9 protein-coding genes are annotated in these 17,588 nt (G+C 32.3%); 5 read left to right on the top strand and 4 right to left on the bottom strand.

What is annotated here, in order from left to right; all coding sequences use genetic code 11:
- Window positions 1–50: 50 nt before the first annotated feature.
- Window positions 51–452, bottom strand: coding sequence for a hypothetical protein (locus tag ACEN2I_RS15935; RefSeq protein ID WP_441767093.1), 402 nt, complete (start codon window positions 450–452; stop codon window positions 51–53).
- A 395-nt stretch (window positions 453–847) separates the two neighbouring features.
- Between ACEN2I_RS15935 and ACEN2I_RS15940 the strand changes: the two genes are divergently transcribed.
- Both ACEN2I_RS15940 and ACEN2I_RS15945 read left to right on the top strand, forming a co-directional pair.
- Window positions 848–4,807 (top strand): hybrid sensor histidine kinase/response regulator transcription factor, encoded by a 3,960-nt coding sequence (locus tag ACEN2I_RS15940; RefSeq protein ID WP_441767094.1) that lies wholly within the window; start codon window positions 848–850, stop codon window positions 4,805–4,807.
- A gap of 261 nt (window positions 4,808–5,068) precedes the next feature.
- Complete coding sequence (locus ACEN2I_RS15945; protein WP_441767095.1) at window positions 5,069–5,752, top strand: 3-keto-disaccharide hydrolase; 684 nt, start codon at window positions 5,069–5,071, stop codon at window positions 5,750–5,752.
- 562 nt (window positions 5,753–6,314) lie between these two features.
- On the opposite strand, the gene ACEN2I_RS15950 is transcribed toward ACEN2I_RS15945, so the two are convergent.
- The 3 genes from ACEN2I_RS15950 to ACEN2I_RS15960 all read right to left on the bottom strand — a co-directional run bounded on the left by ACEN2I_RS15950 (window position 6,315) and on the right by ACEN2I_RS15960 (window position 12,992).
- Entirely contained in the window at window positions 6,315–7,100 is a 786-nt protein-coding gene (locus ACEN2I_RS15950; RefSeq protein WP_441767096.1) for a polysaccharide lyase, read from the bottom strand.
- Between the two features lie 551 nt (window positions 7,101–7,651).
- A complete protein-coding gene (locus ACEN2I_RS15955) occupies window positions 7,652–9,643 on the bottom strand; it encodes a RagB/SusD family nutrient uptake outer membrane protein (RefSeq protein WP_441767097.1) in 1,992 nt (663 codons plus the stop codon).
- 13 nt (window positions 9,644–9,656) lie between these two features.
- Window positions 9,657–12,992, bottom strand: coding sequence for a SusC/RagA family TonB-linked outer membrane protein (locus tag ACEN2I_RS15960; RefSeq protein ID WP_441767098.1), 3,336 nt, complete (start codon window positions 12,990–12,992; stop codon window positions 9,657–9,659).
- A gap of 1,173 nt (window positions 12,993–14,165) precedes the next feature.
- On the opposite strand from ACEN2I_RS15960, the gene ACEN2I_RS15965 reads away from it, so the two are divergent.
- The 3 genes from ACEN2I_RS15965 (at window position 14,166) to ACEN2I_RS15975 (ending at window position 17,521) form a co-directional block, all read left to right on the top strand.
- Complete coding sequence (locus ACEN2I_RS15965) at window positions 14,166–14,333, top strand: hypothetical protein (protein ID WP_441767099.1); 168 nt, start codon at window positions 14,166–14,168, stop codon at window positions 14,331–14,333.
- A gap of 96 nt (window positions 14,334–14,429) precedes the next feature.
- Entirely contained in the window at window positions 14,430–15,611 is a 1,182-nt protein-coding gene (locus ACEN2I_RS15970) for a DUF4861 family protein (protein WP_441767100.1), read from the top strand.
- Between the two features lie 248 nt (window positions 15,612–15,859).
- Window positions 15,860–17,521 (top strand): right-handed parallel beta-helix repeat-containing protein, encoded by a 1,662-nt coding sequence (locus ACEN2I_RS15975; protein ID WP_441767101.1) that lies wholly within the window; start codon window positions 15,860–15,862, stop codon window positions 17,519–17,521.
- Window positions 17,522–17,588 lie beyond the last annotated feature (67 nt).

Genomic DNA, 17,588 nt, shown 5'->3' on the forward strand with positions numbered 1-17,588 from the left:
GTTCCTAAAAACAAGTTAAATTGTCCTTTTGTCTGGCCAATTTGCTTCAGTTAAAATGTGTCTGCCAAATCTCTGCTTTTAAGAGATTCTGTTCCTTTTGTTAATAAATCTGCATCAGATATAGTAGGAAATGCTCTTTTTGCAATGGTTAAAAAACTCTTGCCATCAGCGTCCTGAAACATTTTGATCGGATCATTAAAAACCTGAACCGTTACATACTGATAGCCTTGATCTTTACGTTCTTGTTGCAAACGCCAAAGTTGCCACCCCATAATCTCGCCGCTTTTAACACATTGATCGTGTATTTTCTCCCAAAAGCTTTCCATATCAAGATAGTTTGATTCTCGTTTCGAATCAACTTTCATAAACTCAAATAATAAATAAGTTTTTCTTTGAGGAATCACATTGCATCCAAACAAAATAATTGCTACAAAAAGAATTAATTTTTTCATACTTATACTATTTCTTAGCTTTTTAAATGGATATGATTAATCAGTAAGATTGCTGCATCAAGATTAAAATAACTTTTTAAGTATTTCACTTTGTATTATTAAAAATTAAGTAATATTGCAACTCACCCAAAGATGTATATTTTAATTACTCTCTGAAAATTTGATGTTTTTTTTTATTAATACTATAATTTATGTGCCAAAAAAATATCATTTTAATTTTTTACCAAATTAGGATATTGACGGTATAATTTTAATCCCATTTTGTTTCACAATTGTGTTCAAATGATTCAAATCATCTATATTAAACGTTATAAATCCGCATATAAAACAAAATGTATGCTTATGACACACGTGGAAAAGTTATTTTTATAAAAAAATTAAATAAAAACACCTACATGCAAAGATTTTTAAAAATAGGGACATTGATTTGTCTTTTGTTTTTGTCAACTACAATTTTTAGTCAGGAATATTATTTCAAACATTATAAGGTAGAAAATGGTATGTCCAACAATTCTGTTTTGGCATCCATTCAGGACAAAGATGGATTCTTATGGTTTGGCACTAAAGATGGGTTGAATCGTTTTGACGGATATCATTTTAAAACATTTCGCAGCGGAGAAAACCCTAATACATCATTAGGAATAAACTACATTCAATCGCTGCATGAGTTTAAAAATTATATTTGGGTAGGGACTGATAAAGGATTGTATTCATATGATAAGAAATTAGAAAAATTTATTTTTTTGAATGCGGCTATTAATAACCGTATTAATGATATTGATAATGATTTAAAGAATAATTTATGGTTTATATCTATTGGAACATTGGTTAAATATAATGTCGATACAAAAGAAACCACTATGTTTGATAGGAATTCCTTTTATGCCACTTCTATTACATGTGATAAAAATGGAGTAATCTGGGCCTCATCATATGATGATTTATATCGCTATTCTGAAGCGACTCAAAGTTTTGATAAAATCAAAGTACAGTTACCTAATAGTACGTTTTCCATTTCAGTCATTTATGCCTTAGATGCCAATTCAAATTCAAATTCAATTTTAATCGGTACCCGGGATCATGGTGTTTACAAGTACGATGTTTTAAGTGGAAAAACGATACCATTTATTAACGGTGCGGAAAAACCGGTTTTTGTTCGACAATTTAAAAGAAATAAAAATGAATTATGGATTGCCAGCGAATCGGGCGTTTACATTTACAATCTAAAAGATAAAACAATCCGAAATTTACGCAAAAGTCCGAGTGATCCTTATGCAATTTCAGATAATGCTGCCTATTGCATTACTATCGATAAAGAAAATGGGGTGTGGATTGGAACTTATTTTGGCGGGGTAAATTACCATCAAAAACAATATGATCAGTTTAAAAAATATTTTCCCCGCAAAAGTGAAAATGCAATTGTTGGAAGTGCCGTACGTGAAATTCACAAAGACAATCAGGGAAATCTCTGGATTGGCACCGAGGATGCCGGAATTAATAAATTTAATCTAGCGACAAAGAAATTTGTCAATTTTCAACCAAACGGAACAAAATCAGGGCTTTCTTTCTATAACATTCATGCCGTATTACCAAGAGGAAATAAAATTTGGATTGGAACTTTTGAACATGGTCTCGATATTATGGATGCTGCTTCAGGAAAAGTTATAAAACATTATGATCAGACTTCGAGCAATCTAAGAAGTAATTTTATTATTACTTTTTATGAAACTCCTGAAAATAAATTATATGTAGTAACTTCATTAGGCATCTATGTATATGATGATAAAAATGATAATTTCAAAATTTGTGATGCTTTTTCAGAATCCACCCATTATACCTGTATGTTTAAAGACAGGGAGGGAAATTTATGGGCAGGATCTTATCGTGACGGTTTGTTTTACTACAATTCAAAAACTAAAGAGAAAGTTCTTTACAAACACGATTTTAAAAATGAAAAAAGTATCAGTAATGATTTTATAACATCCATTTTCCAGGACAAACAAAATAACCTGTGGGTCGCAACCGAAAATGGTTTGAATTTATTTGATGCGCGAAAAAAGGAATTTAAAAAATTCACTACTAAAAATGGTTTTCCAAGTAATGTAATTTATTCTATTCTTGAGGATGAACAGCATAATTTATGTATTACAACTTCAAAGGGCTTAGTCAAATTTAATTATAAAACTAAATCAGTTAAAATTTTTACTACAGCAAACGGATTGTTGAGTGACCAATTCAATTACAGTTCAGCTTTTAAGGATTCAAATGGAGATATGTATTTTGGAAATCTGAATGGTATGATTAGCTTCAATCCTAAAAATTTCAGTACAAATAAATACAATCCTCCCATATTTATTACCGGTCTTCAAATAAACAATCAGGATGTAGTCGTAAATGATGAAGGCTCTCCACTTGACGAATCTATTTCCTATATCAGAAAAATCACTTTAAACAGTCATCAATCTAATTTTAATATCGATTTTGCATCATTAAGCTATACAGCTCCGGAACTTACGCAATATTGGTATAAATTAGATGGCATCAATGATGATTGGGTTTATTTAAATAAAAATAATAAAGTCTTTTTTACAGAACTCCCTTCTGGTAACTATAAATTTAGAGTAAAGTCCTTAAGTGTTAACGGAATTTGGAGCAAAGAAGCTGTTATTGAGATTACAATTTTGCCCCCATTTTGGGCTAGCAATTATGCTTTCTTTTTTTATTTTTTACTAATATCAGGATGTCTTTACTGGCTGTTGCGCAGGTATCATAACAAGAATATTAAGGAAAATAATCAAAAAATTGCCAATCTTAACAACGAGAAAGAGAAGGAAATTTACCATGCCAAAATTGAGTTCTTCACCAATGTTGCCCATGAAATCCGAACACCTTTAACTTTAATTAAAAGCCCTTTAGAAAGTTTACTAAAAAGGTCTTATGAATCTCCAGAAATTCCACAGAATTTATTAATAATGGAGAAAAACACCTCTCGTCTGTTAAATTTGGTAAATGAGTTGCTTGATTTTAGAAAAACTGAAATGGAAGGACTGAAATTGACTTTTGTAGAAACAAACATATCCATGCTGGTTAGAAATTTACAATCCGAATTTACTCCTTTAATTGAAGAAAAGCATATTCATTTTGAATTAAAGCTGGGAGAAAAAAATATTTATGCATTTGTTGATGAAGAGGCAATTAGAAAAATTCTGAGTAACTTAATTAGTAATGCCATAAAATATGCCAAAAGCGAAGTAATCATTACTTTATTCAGAGACGAAAACGCTTTGGAATTTATAGTTAAGAATGATGGAAATTTAATTCCAAAAGGTCTTAAAAGTAAAATTTTTGAGCCTTTCTTTAGAATATTAGGTTCAGAAACGCAAACAGGCACCGGAATTGGATTATCACTCGCACATTCATTGACTGAATTGCATAACGGAACTTTAAAATTGCAATTTTTGGATGACTCTATGAATACTTTTGTTTTACAGTTGCCATTGCGTCAGGAAAGTGAGTTTCACCTTTATAAGGATACTTCCGAGAGCACGATAAAAGAAAATAATGAAGAATATGAAAATGAGATTATAGCTAAAAATATTAAAACACATATACTTGTTGTAGAAGATAATTTGGAGTTACTTAATTTTATCAGTAAAGAACTTGGTAAAGAATATAAAGTCTTTAAAGCGGCTAATGGAGAAGAAGCTTTAAAAGTCATTCATAACGAAACCATACATATTGTTATTAGCGACATTACAATGCCTATAATGGACGGAATCGAGTTGTGTGACCGTATTAAATCTAATATTGAAACGAGTCATATTCCAGTAATTTTACTAACCGCCTTAAGTGCAGTACAATCCCGAATTAAAGGTTTAGAATCAGGTGCTGATGCCTATATCTCCAAGCCTTTTTCAATGGACTTTATATTGGCTCAAATCGACAATTTATTATCCAACAGGCGTCATGTCATGGAGTATTATGCAAGTTCCCCATTATCACATTTAAAAAGTATAGCTCATAATAAAATCGACGAGGATTTCATTAAAAAATTAGATGAAATTATAGACCAGAATATGGCAGATACCAATTTAAGTGTTGAATCATTAGCCGATATTTTGCACATGAGCCGCTCTACTTTATATCGCAAAATAAAAGACATTTCTAATTTAAGTCCAAATGAATTAATTAATAATGCACGTCTAAAAAAAGCCGCAGAATTATTACTCTCCGGCAAATACAAAGTCTATGAAATTGCAGAAATAGTAGGTTACAACTCGCAATCGAGTTTCAGCAGGAATTTTCAAAAAAGTTTTGCAATGTCACCTTCGGAGTATATCAATAATGGACAGTAAACTTTTATATAATTAAATATATTCTTTAGTTCAACTAATTATACTAAATAGTTAAAAATCCTCATTTTTCTCTTGTTTTCAATCAGATTCATGAAAATTTATAGCTTTTAAAATATTTAAAAAACAAACATAGTAAATCGTTTTATTATATTCGTATAATCAATTACAATTTTAAAAAAAAAGCAATTTGAAAAAACGTAATTATAAATAAGGTTGAAAAACCTGAATTTTTAAGAAAAATTAAAATCAAACATTACAACAATGAAAAAGATTATTATAACAGTATTTGTATTCACTTTATTTCAAAACATACAGGCTCAAAACGGATTCAAACCAATTTTTGATAAAAAAACCACAACAGGCTGGCATTCTTACGGCAATACTGAGGCCGGTACAGGATGGAAAGTAGAAGATGGGGTTTTACATTTTGATCCAGAAGCCGCTAAAAATGGCCAAGGAGGAGATTTAGTAACGAATGCTGAATATGAAAATTTTCATTTAAAATTAGATTGGAAAGTGGCTCCAAATGCTAATAGCGGAATCATTTTTTATGTTAATGATAATCCCGAAAAATATAAAAATACTTATGAAACTGGATTAGAGATGCAAGTTTTGGACAATGATGGCCATCCGGATGGAAAAATAATGAGGCATCGTGCCGGAGATTTGTATGATTTAATTCAGAGCAAATCAGAACCGATTAAAAATGTTGGAGAATGGAATACTGCCGAAGTTGTTTGTAAAAACGGAAAACTAACTTTAATTTTAAATGGAGTTATTGTTGTTGAAACAGTACTTTGGGATGACAATTTTAAAGCATTGGTTGCAAAAAGTAAATTTGCAACATGGCCTAGTTTCGGAATATTTAAAAAAGGTAAAATTGCTTTGCAAGATCACGGCAATGATGTCTGGTACCGCAACATCATGATAAAAGAAATACTATGAAAACTGTAACAGGCGAGCTCTAAGCTCAATTAATTTGTAAAGTCTAATGTATTAAGATAAGTGTAAAATTAATATTATCGTTTAAAAATGAAGCTATTCTAACTATAAAAATCCAAAATATCTTCAAAATATCTTCAAACTATCTTCATATTATTTTGTAATATTATTTTGTAATATTATTTACCGGTTTTATACCTATCGGTTTTAAAGGAGTTAATAGCTTATACATTGTTTTGTTATCGTCAAAATAATCTGAATGCAAGTAAAAATATAAAATCAAAATTCATTAAATTATCATGAATAATTTCTTGTTTTTACGTTAAAAAAACGAAATGCATCATTCATTTTTAACAAGTTAAAACAAAAAAACAAGAGAAATAACATAATTTAAATTGAAAATTGCTGGTTGGTTTAGTGGTTTACCTAACAATTTTTAAACTAATTTAATTCCTTAGATGGGAAAATTTCAAGGCTATTATAACTTCGATGTTATTTATTTAATAAACAACATCGAAGTTGTGATTTTATTTCATCAATAAAATAACTTTAACATTTATAGTTATTATTGAGCATCCCAAGCTGCACTTGCATAATAAATAGAACTTGTCACCGGAGCTTTCCAGTACTCTTGACTACCACCACGAAATGTGTGGAAACTTACTGCATTGACATTTCGTTTAGAATCATTAGTAACCCAACGAATTGTTTGATTTAATATCTCAGTACCATTTACGTAATATTTGACGTAACCATTCGTATTTGAACCTGTATTTAATTTAACAGATATCTGACAGTTGTAAGTCACTCCTTCTTGGATGTAGTACTTCTTCCCAAAATCGTTACCATATTGACCTGGCTGATCTTTATAATAGACATATGGTTGCAGATAGGCCCCGCTTCCAATAGATGTACTTGAACCATTTGGGCAATACCACATAAATCTTGCACTACCTCCGTTGCCATCCCATCCTGGGTCACCACCAGTATTCTGATCACCAATTAATATCCCGTATCCGCATTTACCTCCTCTACTCCAGTAAAATCCGGAATTAAACTTCATTTGAAACCAAACCGTGTAAATGCCCTGTGACCAAACACCATACGATGTACACAAACCACCAGGGCAAGTTAGTGTGTTTGTTTGTAATGTGATTGTTCTGGCCCCGGCACCGCTTCCAAGAGCTGCTACTGCATCTTTCTTTGTATTCTGCTGCACCTCATTGCCAAGAATTTGTGACACGTTTTTGTTAACTTCTTCCGGAACATTTAAACTTTGTTCCTCTCCACAGGAATTAAATACTAATGCTATAATAAATAGCAAAATTGTTAATTTTAAGCTTTTTTTCATTTTGTAAAAATTAATGGTTAATAAACAATTAAAAGTTAGTAAATGATTGTAGTTACAATGGTTAAGGTTGAAAAACAACACTTTATCTAATTACAATCAACACTACAAAGTTGATTAATAACAATTCAAATAGAGAGTAAAAAAATACGTTTTTAGGTACAAAAAAATCCTGCTTATTTATTTTGTATATGTTGTTTAGACTGAAAAATGGTATTATTCAAAAAATATACAAATTCAAATAATTGATAATTAGTATACTTCACCATAAATAATAGTATTTGTTATGATAGCTTTAGTTAGGCTGGATTCTCATTACTATAAATTTTATGTTTATAAGTATTTCTAAATCAAAGAAGTTTTTTTTACCAAAGGCTGTAGTAAAACACAATTGATTAATTTCTTGATGTAAAAGTTGAGAAACAACATATGATAAAAACAAAAGACGAGTTAAACAGGTTACCTCGTCTTTGCTTTAACATTTCTTTGAGAATAGAAATACTATTTATTTTAGGTCGTTTTTAAAATCTTCATTTAGGGCAAATAAAGTATATTTAAATTTGGCTTTCGTCATCAATTGCATCCTGCCATTTATCCCATACCTTGACAGACTCATTGTAACCATCATATCCAAAATTCTGACTTAACTGACCTTTAATATTAGGCTCTATTGCAAGTCTAAACGGAATTGGCCAATAGTTATTACGCTTGTCCATTGTATAAAACTTTACACCTGGTTTAATAGAAATACCAGCTGGGTATTTGTTATAAAGGGTATAATGTACAATGCGCTGCCACCAATAACTTCCTCCAGCTGCATCTGTCCCAGATTGTTTATCCCAATTACTTAAGCTATAAGTATTTCCCCATTCATCCGGTTTTCCACTCATAGCAAGACAGTGTGAAATACGTTTCAACTCTACATTTCTCCATTCTTCAAGATAAAGTTCTCTTCCTCTTTCTGCGCAAATATCACCAATAGTTACTGTAGTGTACATTTGTGCCGCTCCTGCTCTTGCTCTTACAACATTCACATCTTGAGCTGCCCCTGTTGCGTTCCCTTGATAAAAACGTGCTTCTGCACGTAATAGATAGGTTTCAGCTAAACGATAAATGTACATGTGTGCAGTAGATCCTGACGTAGCTCCCTGAAAATCATTTGCTGCTGGATTAGCTTCAGCTTCAACATCATGCATAAAGATTTTATAATGTGGAAAATCGTACCAATCACGAATAGAATCTTGTGCCAACAGTTTACTACCATCCTTCATTCTAAAGTTTTGCCCAACATATGTACTGCCTGATCCAAAAGTATATTTTAGATCTTCCATATTCACCCAGTTACCCACCGTACTATTATGTCTCAGATCCTGCTTATCCTCAACACCGTTAACAATCCACATAGGATGCTGCGAATAATAAGAACCACTAATAGTACCAATGCCACGTCCTAACGCTCTTTGATAGTCATATTGTGCTCTATAATTTGTATTATTCAATGGATAACGCGGTGCTGCAGTTTTACCGTCTGGAGTAATTAAATTGTTATCATTCCAGTTGGGCCCAAAAATCCTCATTGAATTAAACCTTAAAAATGATTGTGCCCCTGAATTTGGCGCAACTAATATAGCCTCAGTATTAGCACTAATAACTTTGTTTTCAGGCCTATGCAAATCCCAAATTACATTTCTAGTAATAGGCCAGGCTGCAGAATTACCGCCCGGATCAAAAATTCCAAAATTATTTTGTACCAAAGAATAACCCGATTGATTAATCAAAATATTGGCCTGTGCCTCTGCATCAGCAAATCGGCCGGATGCTAAGTAACACTTAATTAATAACTGACGGCATGCCCCTTTACTAACCATACCAACATAACCTATTTTAGCCTGCTCTGGCACCCATTCTACAGCTTTCTCCATATCTGCTGTAATCATTTCAATAATGGCTTCCTTCTTAGTGGAATAATAACTTTGCTTTGGAACCTCCAAAATTTTAGTAATTAAGGGTATGTCACCAAACTGATATACCAGATTCAAGTAACGGTAAGATCTATGAAAATAAGCTTGTCCTATATATTTATTTTTAACATCTTCGGATAAGCTTTCCACATTACCAATATACGATAATATGGTATTAGCATTCTTAATACCTGTATAAGCTTCAGTCCACATAAAACCAAGATAAATCGATTCTCCACTCGGATCTCTTCTGAAGTCTCCAGTAGGCAGTATATTAGCGGCATAATCAGCAATACTACCATTTGTATCTGTTTTTCCATATTGTGCCATATCAGAGAAAATATACTCTGTACCAATAGGAACACTAACACTACAAACACCATAGTGAATATAATTATTACGCAACTGTTTATCGCATAACGCTAAAGTTGCCTGCAATCCAGCTTCAGTAGAAAATGTAGTTCCAGGTTCGTAAAACGAAAGCGGGTCTGAATCAAGAAAATCTCTCGAACAGGAAAAAGACAGCATAGCCAATACAATAAATGGAGCCAGTCTTAAAATTTTATTTTTTATATATCTTTTCATTGTTGAATAATTTTTATAATTGTAAATTAAAACCTAAATTAAACTGTCGGGTAGCCAATCCTCCTGTTTCCGGATCTCCAAAATATTTCCATTCTTTAGAAGCAGACCAAGTTGCTACGTTTTGAACTGAAGCATAAATTTTTATATTTTTAATATGCACACGATCCAAAAGATCTTTAGGAATTGTATAAGCTAATGAAATGTTATCTAAACGAATAAAACTACGATCATACAATTTTGCCGTTCCGGCTCCAGCAGGTCCCTTAGCATCAAGGCGTGCCCATTCATTGGTTGGGTTATCAAGCGTCCAATATGGATTTACGTAAGGGTTGAAGTTGAATTTATACAAACTACTTGCGTTGAAATTATTCATATAGTTTGAATTAAGTGATTTGCCTCCCATATAAGAATACATGCTAATTCCTAAATTCCAATTTTTTAAAATCTTGAAATCATTACGCAACGACCACTGCACAGGAGAATTTGAATTTCCTAAAAATTGCTTATCCTTTTCATTATAAACTGGTGTCCCATCTGCTTTGTCATCTGCGGTATAGCTGTTTTCAATTTTTGGATCTCCAGGACGCTGCCCATATTTTGAAGCCTCTTGCCACTCATCCTTTTGCCAAATTCCAATTACTTTATAGTCCCAAATTTGAGAGATCGGTCTGCCAATAAACCATCCATTAGCTGAATCATCACCTTCTTTTTTCCCAATAACATTACCACTGGCATCCTTAATATCTACCATATTACCATACAATGAGATGATTTTATTTTCATTATAAGAGATTCCAAATGTAGTACTCCATTCAAAGTTTGGTTTTTTCATATTAAGAGTACTAAGACTCAATTCCAAACCTTGATTTTGAACCTCTCCAAGATTGGTTGCAATTGATGAAAATCCAGTAAAACCAGGGAGGGACTGACTCATAATCATATCACGAGTAGATGACTTATAAAAGTCTAAAGTTGCGGTAACACGATCCTGTAAGAAACCTAAGTCAAAACCAATATTGTTTGATATTGTTTTTTCCCATCTCAAATTTGGATTTGCCATACGATCAAGAGCTAAATATTTAATTTCAAGAGGCTTACCAGAAGAATCTAAATACCCCATTGTTCCGGTATTTACCAGGTTTGCCAAAGAAATATACGGATCCTCAAGCGACCTGTTTCCGTTTTTACCCCATGACAAACGTAATTTACCTGTACTCATTGCATCCCATTTAAACCAGTTTTCATTTTTAAAGCTCCAGGCAACCCCAAAAGAAGGGAAAACTGCATAAGGATTTGAAGCTCCAAATGCCGAATACCCATCACGACGAATAGTCGCTGTTAGCATATAACGATCGTCAAATGAATAGAAAAGTCTTGCCATCAATCCATCAGCTGTTTGATGTGTGTCGTTTGATCTAATCGCACTATTTTCCATCGTAGCAGTATTTACAAGATGAAATCCTAAAGCATCTGAAGGCTGAATATTATATGCGTTCATTCCATCTGACCAATATCGACGATCTTCCGCTTCCTGAACAAAAGTGGCAACAATGTGATGTTTTTTATCAAATGTATAATCCCATGCTAATGTATTATTCAAGTTATATTCGAAACTCATAGCATTATTTCTATTTGCTCCAGTAGTAGCTGCGGGCCAGTTTGGGTTCTGTGTTGACCTGAAATAACGATCGTGGAAAAATTGATAACGGGGAGAAACATTAAATGAGTAAGTAATCCCCAGAGGCAAAGTAACTTTTGCATTGAAAATAGAATTAAATGTAGTATAACCTGTCTCCTTCTCCATAAATTGACGTTCGTAGTAAAAGTTATAATTCTGACCTGAAACATTTTTACCCATTGGCTGTCTCTCATAATTACCATTTTCATCTATAAATGTTCCAAATGGACTGGTTCTCATCATATTGTTATCCCCCGAACCTGTACCCAAAGAAGGGGTAATATCTCCATCTGATCGATCCTGAAAATTAATGTTTGCCCCAAGTTCAAGCCAATCAGTAATTTTGGCATTAACTTTCATATTGGAACGAGCTGATTTATAATCATTCCCAACAATAGCTCCTTGTGAGGTTAAATAACCAAAAGATAAGTAATAATTTATTTTGTCAGCAGCTCCCGAAATACTCAAATTAGCATCATGATTAATTCCTGTTCTAAAAGAGCTATCACTCCAATCGTGTGTTTTTCCTGCTAAGAAATTTGCCATCAGAGAAGGATCAAAATTCAAACCTAAACGCGTTCCCCAAACTTCTTTGACGCTTTTTCCAGCTGTTTGAGAAGCAGGTTCATACGCTAACCATTGGGCTTCAGTAATACCCCATTTAGCTAAATCATCAGAACTTGAAAAATACCCCGGCTTACCAGAAGCAACTGTTCCTGCTATCCATGCTTCGTATTGCCCGGTTGCTGTATTAGGACCATAAGTTTGGGCAGTTTCCCAATCCTCACGATATTTTAAGTATCCTTCAGGAGAATATACTCCACGATAGGCACTCTTATTGCTAATTGTTGTGTTGGTAGTAATACTAATAATAGGCTTACCGATTTTACCCTTTTTGGTTGAAATAAGAATAACCCCAGCTGCCGCTTTCGACCCATATACTGATGCTGCTGATGCATCTTTTAAAATATCAAGCTGGGCAATATCATCAGGGTTGATTTCTGAAAGCTCACCATAAAACTGCATTCCGTCTAAAATAATAAGCGGTGAATTATGACCTCCGCCGGTATAAACAGAAGTCTGTCCTCTAACCTGTATACTTCCTCCTCCTTTTGCAGAAGGGTCATAACCTACCCTTACACCGGGAGTTCCTCTTAATATATCCTGAACTGTTTGTGGATTTTGGTTCGCCAGCTTATCAGGAGTTACCTGTACAATGGCTCCTGTTAAATCTTTTTTCTTCATTTTACCATATCCCACGACAACAACTTCGTCTAATGTCGCTGTAGCCTTTTGCATTTGTATAGTAATTGAAGATTGGTTTTTTAAAGCAACGTCTTTATTTACATAGCCCAAATAGGAAACTACTAACACAGCATTCTCAGTATCTACTTTTAAAGTAAATTTTCCGTCAAAATCTGTTAAAGTACCATTTTTAGTTCCTCTTTCTAAAATAGTTACACCCGGCATTGGCATACCATTTTCATCATTAACCTGGCCCTTAATGATTTTTTGCTGTTGGACATTTTGCAGCTCTGCACTTTTGGAACTAATAGCGTAACCATGAACTTGCGATAAAGAAAACAAGACACAAAATAGCATCATTTTCTTTTTCATCTTAAATCCAGATACGTAATCAGGACTTTTTTTGATCCTAATAAAATTTGTCATTTTTGGTTTTCATTTTAATTATTAAATAGTTAGTTTTTATGTAAATCAATTCATCGTTAGTATATCGATCAATACTAATTTACCTTGCAAAAATGACTATATTTGGTTTTAACACGGGGAAGAAAAATACGTTTTTAGGTATAAAAAAGTATTGCTTATGAATTTTATAAGTTTTTTATCTTAAAAGCACGATTATTTAAAAATATATTTAAAAAAAACACAGAATACGTCGCTATTTGTTTTTTTTTAAATTAACATATTAAAGGTTTTATTTTTACTATATCATTATAATTTATAATGGTAAAATCAGCATTCAGCAAAAGAGTTGTGTTTTTTATAACTACTAGTACACTTAACAGGAGCTAAAAAATGAAAGATGTAGAAAATAAAACTATAATTTAAAAGGCAGTAGTATTATTCATATTGAATTTAATTGTGAAGCCATCGTTTGTATTTAAAGTCTAATGATTATTTTTAGGATTTAAATACGTGATTGAAAAATTGCCTTAGATATCCTGCAAGTGATTATCTAATAAAAAGCAATTAGAATATCTTTTTTGCTAAATATTTTTTTGAGTATTGCACTATAATTGTAAATAAAAAAAGTAAACCAAAAGCCATTTATAGAATAACTCTCAAGAACTAAAACAAGTACCCATTATCATTAAAAGACAATTAATAAAAATTAAAGTGATACTTTATATATAAGTAACAAAATCATCATTACAATACTATATTTAGTGGCTGCTAAAACAAGCATAATGAATGAATTTAAACATTTAATTATCAGTAATTTGTACAATATTAGCCCTATTATGTACTTTTATCTTCTTCAGAATTAACACAATTTTTATTTTTATAAATACATTTGAGTTTAAAGCATTATATCATTCAATATTAAAAAAAATGTTATCAAAATACGGCTCAAGATAAGCTAGTTGCCCTCAATCAGTAAAACAAGACTTTACAAAGCAGGAAAACAAATTACGTTAACATATTCTCATTTCGACCGATATATATTACATGTTCAGCAGTTCCTATAACTGAATTAACGCTAGAAACTATTGATCAGCTTACATCATCTTATTTTTTAGAGCGAGGGAGGTTCAGGTTATGTTATTGTTTAAGGAAATTTGTAAAAACTTGTCTTTAAAGATACTTTATACATTGGTAGTGGAAACAAAGAAGAAATTAGACAAAGATATTTTACTACAGCACAAACAAAACCTATTCGTTTTGATGGACATTCGTTTAATGATTTTATCCAAAGCCGTACACCAGCTGCAAAAATGGAGAGATCTAAGCGATTTAGAACTGGGGCAGCAATATTTTATCGTCTAAGGAAGTGATTTGATAATGGACACATTTATATGTTGCTGTTGGAATTTTAGCGATTATCGGTAAACAATCAAACGAAAATTAATGCATAAGTCAATCATGAAAAATAAGCTAATAGTACTTTTATTTTTAACTACAGTTAACATAATGGCTCAAAAAAAGAAAAGCAAATGTACGATTGTAGTCAAAAATACGCTATCAATTGACCGCTTTGAAGAAACGATATCACTTTCTAAAAAAGAATTAGGATTGAAAAAAAAAGTTAGTTTAGAGCATTATACCTTTATCGAAAAAAAATTTGGAACCTATTTAATTACTCAGGTAGTTGATCAGGATGGGGACGGAATTGCTGATGTAATTTTAGCACAACCTGAAGTCAAAGCATATGAAGAAGTCGAATTAGAGCTTGTTGAAAAACCAGCTAAAAACCGAGATACTATTACATATTGCTACTCTCGCTTTGTTCCTGAAAGAACTGATGACTATGCTTGGGAAAATAATAAAGTTGCCTTTCGAACCTATGGCCCTAAAGCACAAGAAATGGTTGAAAATAATATTAAAGGAGGAACATTAACCAGCGGTATTGATGCTTGGCTCAAACGTGTCGAATATCCTATTATTAACAAATGGTATGCTAAAACCACAAATGGTAGAGGATCCTATCACAAAGATACTGGTGAAGGCCTGGACAATTTTCATGTTGGAGACAGTCGCGGTATCGGTGGAATCGCAATAAAAATAGACACTACATACTATTTTTCTAAAAATTTCATTACCTGGAAAACTATTACTACCGGTTCCTTACGAACAAGTTTTCGTCTTACCTATGCACATTGGAATGCTAATGGACAAGAAATCACAGAAACCAAACTTATTTCTTTAGATTACGGAAGTTATTTATCAAAATATGAAATTGAACTTACCGGTAGCAAAGAAATTGAGGTTGGTTTGACACTTCATGACAAAAAAGGAAACACTGGTACAGATCTAAATCAAGGATGGTTGAGCTATTGGGAACCTTTGGATGATTCGCAAATTGGCACAGGGATTGTCGTTGCTGGTAAAAAATTAAAAAAATTTGATAATCATCTTACTGACAAGACTGATCTAAGTAACTTATATGGAACAATAAAACTTAACCATAACAAAGCTACTTACTATGCAGGTTTTGGGTGGAAAAAAGCAGGACATTTTAACAACGAAAAAGAATGGGAATCGTATTTAGCAGATTTTGCACTTAAGATAAACACCCCTCTTAAAATAAGGATAAAAAATAAATAAGTTTGTTATAGTTTTTTCAGCACAAAACTAAAATATATAAATTAATTTGTGTGTTTCAATGTGAATATTTTTTTTTTTACATTATAATATGTAAAGTTAGCAATGAATTATTTCTGTATTTTCTTATAAAATTATTTTCATAAAGATAATCCACTCGCATATGCCCTTGTATTCTATCTTTTGATTAATTAAAATCAATTATACTTTATTCAAATACAATCTATTTTTAATTAGAATGATACCGAATTATGAAAACAAATACCATAAATTTAAAAATAACAATAAGTATACTGCTGCTATCAACTTTAAGTCTTGTTCATGGCCAAAACCTTAAAATACTTAAAAAAATAATAGAAAATCAATCTACTCCATACATCCCTGATTTTAGTTTTGCAGGATATCATAATGGAGAAAAACCAATAACCAATTCTAAAGCAACAATAATTTATGCTACGGAATTCGGAGTAGTTGCAAACGATGATTTTGACGACTCAAAAGCACTCGTGGCTGCATTAAAAAAATGCAACACAATCCCTGGAAATGTAGTTCTAGAGCTACCGGCAGGAAAAATCATTTTAAGTTCCATACTTTACATCGAAAGAAGCAAATTCGTAATCCGAGGACAGGGAGCTGAAAAGAACGGCACAGAACTTTATTGTCCCAGGCCTATGATGTATTTAGAAAATCCAGAATCTTTAACTGAACTTCGAGAGTATTTACAAACCTTTAAAAAAAGACAAAAAGAAAAGGAAAATAACATTGATCTTCCCTTTTCTCAATATGCCTGGTCAGGGGGAATGATTTGGACACGAGTCCCGGGTGAGCGTGTAAAATCGTATTTAGAAAAATACGACCCTAAGATAAATATCCTTGCTAAAGTAATTTCTGGAAAAAGAGGAGAAACAATCCTAAGGGTCAGTGAAGTGAAAAATTTAAAAGTTGGCGACATCGTTGAGCTGGAACTATTTAATAAAGAAGGAGAAAAAGGAGATATTATAAAAGCCATTTACAATTATTGTGATTTAAAAGTAGGTTCCCATCACTGGAAGTTTCCTACCCTGCCATTAGTGCGTCAGCAAGTGGAAATTTTGAAAATTAAAGATGATCAAATAACTGTAAAAGATCCCTTACTATTAGATATAAAACCTACTTATGGAGCGCAAATAATTCAATGGAAACATTTAACTGAAGTGGGAATAGAAAACTTTAAAATTACTTTTCCAGATGCACCTAGAGTGGCTCATCATGTGGAGCAAGGGTTCAATGCCATATTTTTAACACGCATATTTAATAGTTGGGTAAATAATATCACTATTCACAACGCTGATAGTGGAATTTTAACCGAAGAAATTGCCAATACAACCATTGAAAACATTATCACTGATGGTACTAATACAGCTCATTATACAGTAGCACTAGGAGGAGTGCATAATGTACTAGTTAAAAACTTAAAGATATACAACGCAGCAGTTCATCCATTAAGTTTTAATACGTTCGCAACCAAAAATGTATACCAAAATTGTATCGTATACACAAATCCAGTATTAGATCAACATTCAGGAGCCAATCATCAAAATCTATTTGATGCAATAACCCTTTACATAACACCTTTACAAGACCATAGCTATCGCCTATTTGGTGGTGGAGGTGCCGATTACTGGAAGCCGTCTCATGGTGCTTTTAGTACTTTTTGGAATCTAGACGTTCAGGTTAAAGATACTAATTCTACATACCCAATAATGCTAAACGGTCTCGAAGACGGCCCTTATGCTTCCATTATAGGAGTTCATGGGAATACTCATTTTACTATTTCTTACCAACCAAATGCTTACATCAAATTTACCAATGAAGAACTTTTACAAGTGCCTTCACTTTATAATTATCAGCTAAGCAAAAGATTAAAAAAATAATTCTTATATAGCCAGACAATGTTATTTGTCTATAAAAAAATGCTATTATTACATTTTTAAAGCCATT

It is taken from the genome of Flavobacterium sp. W22_SRS_FK3 (assembly GCF_052113665.1).
Lineage (GTDB): Bacteria > Bacteroidota > Bacteroidia > Flavobacteriales > Flavobacteriaceae > Flavobacterium.

Bases quoted from the DNA above. Each gene is read 5' to 3' on its own strand.
- ACEN2I_RS15945 (WP_441767095.1), top strand. From the start codon at position 5,069: ATGAAAAAGATTATTATAACAGTATTTGTATTCACTTTATTTCAAAAC.
- ACEN2I_RS15955 (WP_441767097.1), bottom strand. From the start codon at position 9,643: ATGAAAAGATATATAAAAAATAAAATTTTAAGACTGGCTCCATTTATT.
- ACEN2I_RS15975 (WP_441767101.1), top strand. From the start codon at position 15,860: ATGAAAACAAATACCATAAATTTAAAAATAACAATAAGTATACTGCTG.
- ACEN2I_RS15935 (WP_441767093.1), bottom strand. From the start codon at position 452: ATGAAAAAATTAATTCTTTTTGTAGCAATTATTTTGTTTGGATGCAAT.
- ACEN2I_RS15960 (WP_441767098.1), bottom strand. From the start codon at position 12,992: ATGACAAATTTTATTAGGATCAAAAAAAGTCCTGATTACGTATCTGGA.
- ACEN2I_RS15970 (WP_441767100.1), top strand. From the start codon at position 14,430: ATGAAAAATAAGCTAATAGTACTTTTATTTTTAACTACAGTTAACATA.
- ACEN2I_RS15950 (WP_441767096.1), bottom strand. From the start codon at position 7,100: ATGAAAAAAAGCTTAAAATTAACAATTTTGCTATTTATTATAGCATTA.
- ACEN2I_RS15940 (WP_441767094.1), top strand. From the start codon at position 848: ATGCAAAGATTTTTAAAAATAGGGACATTGATTTGTCTTTTGTTTTTG.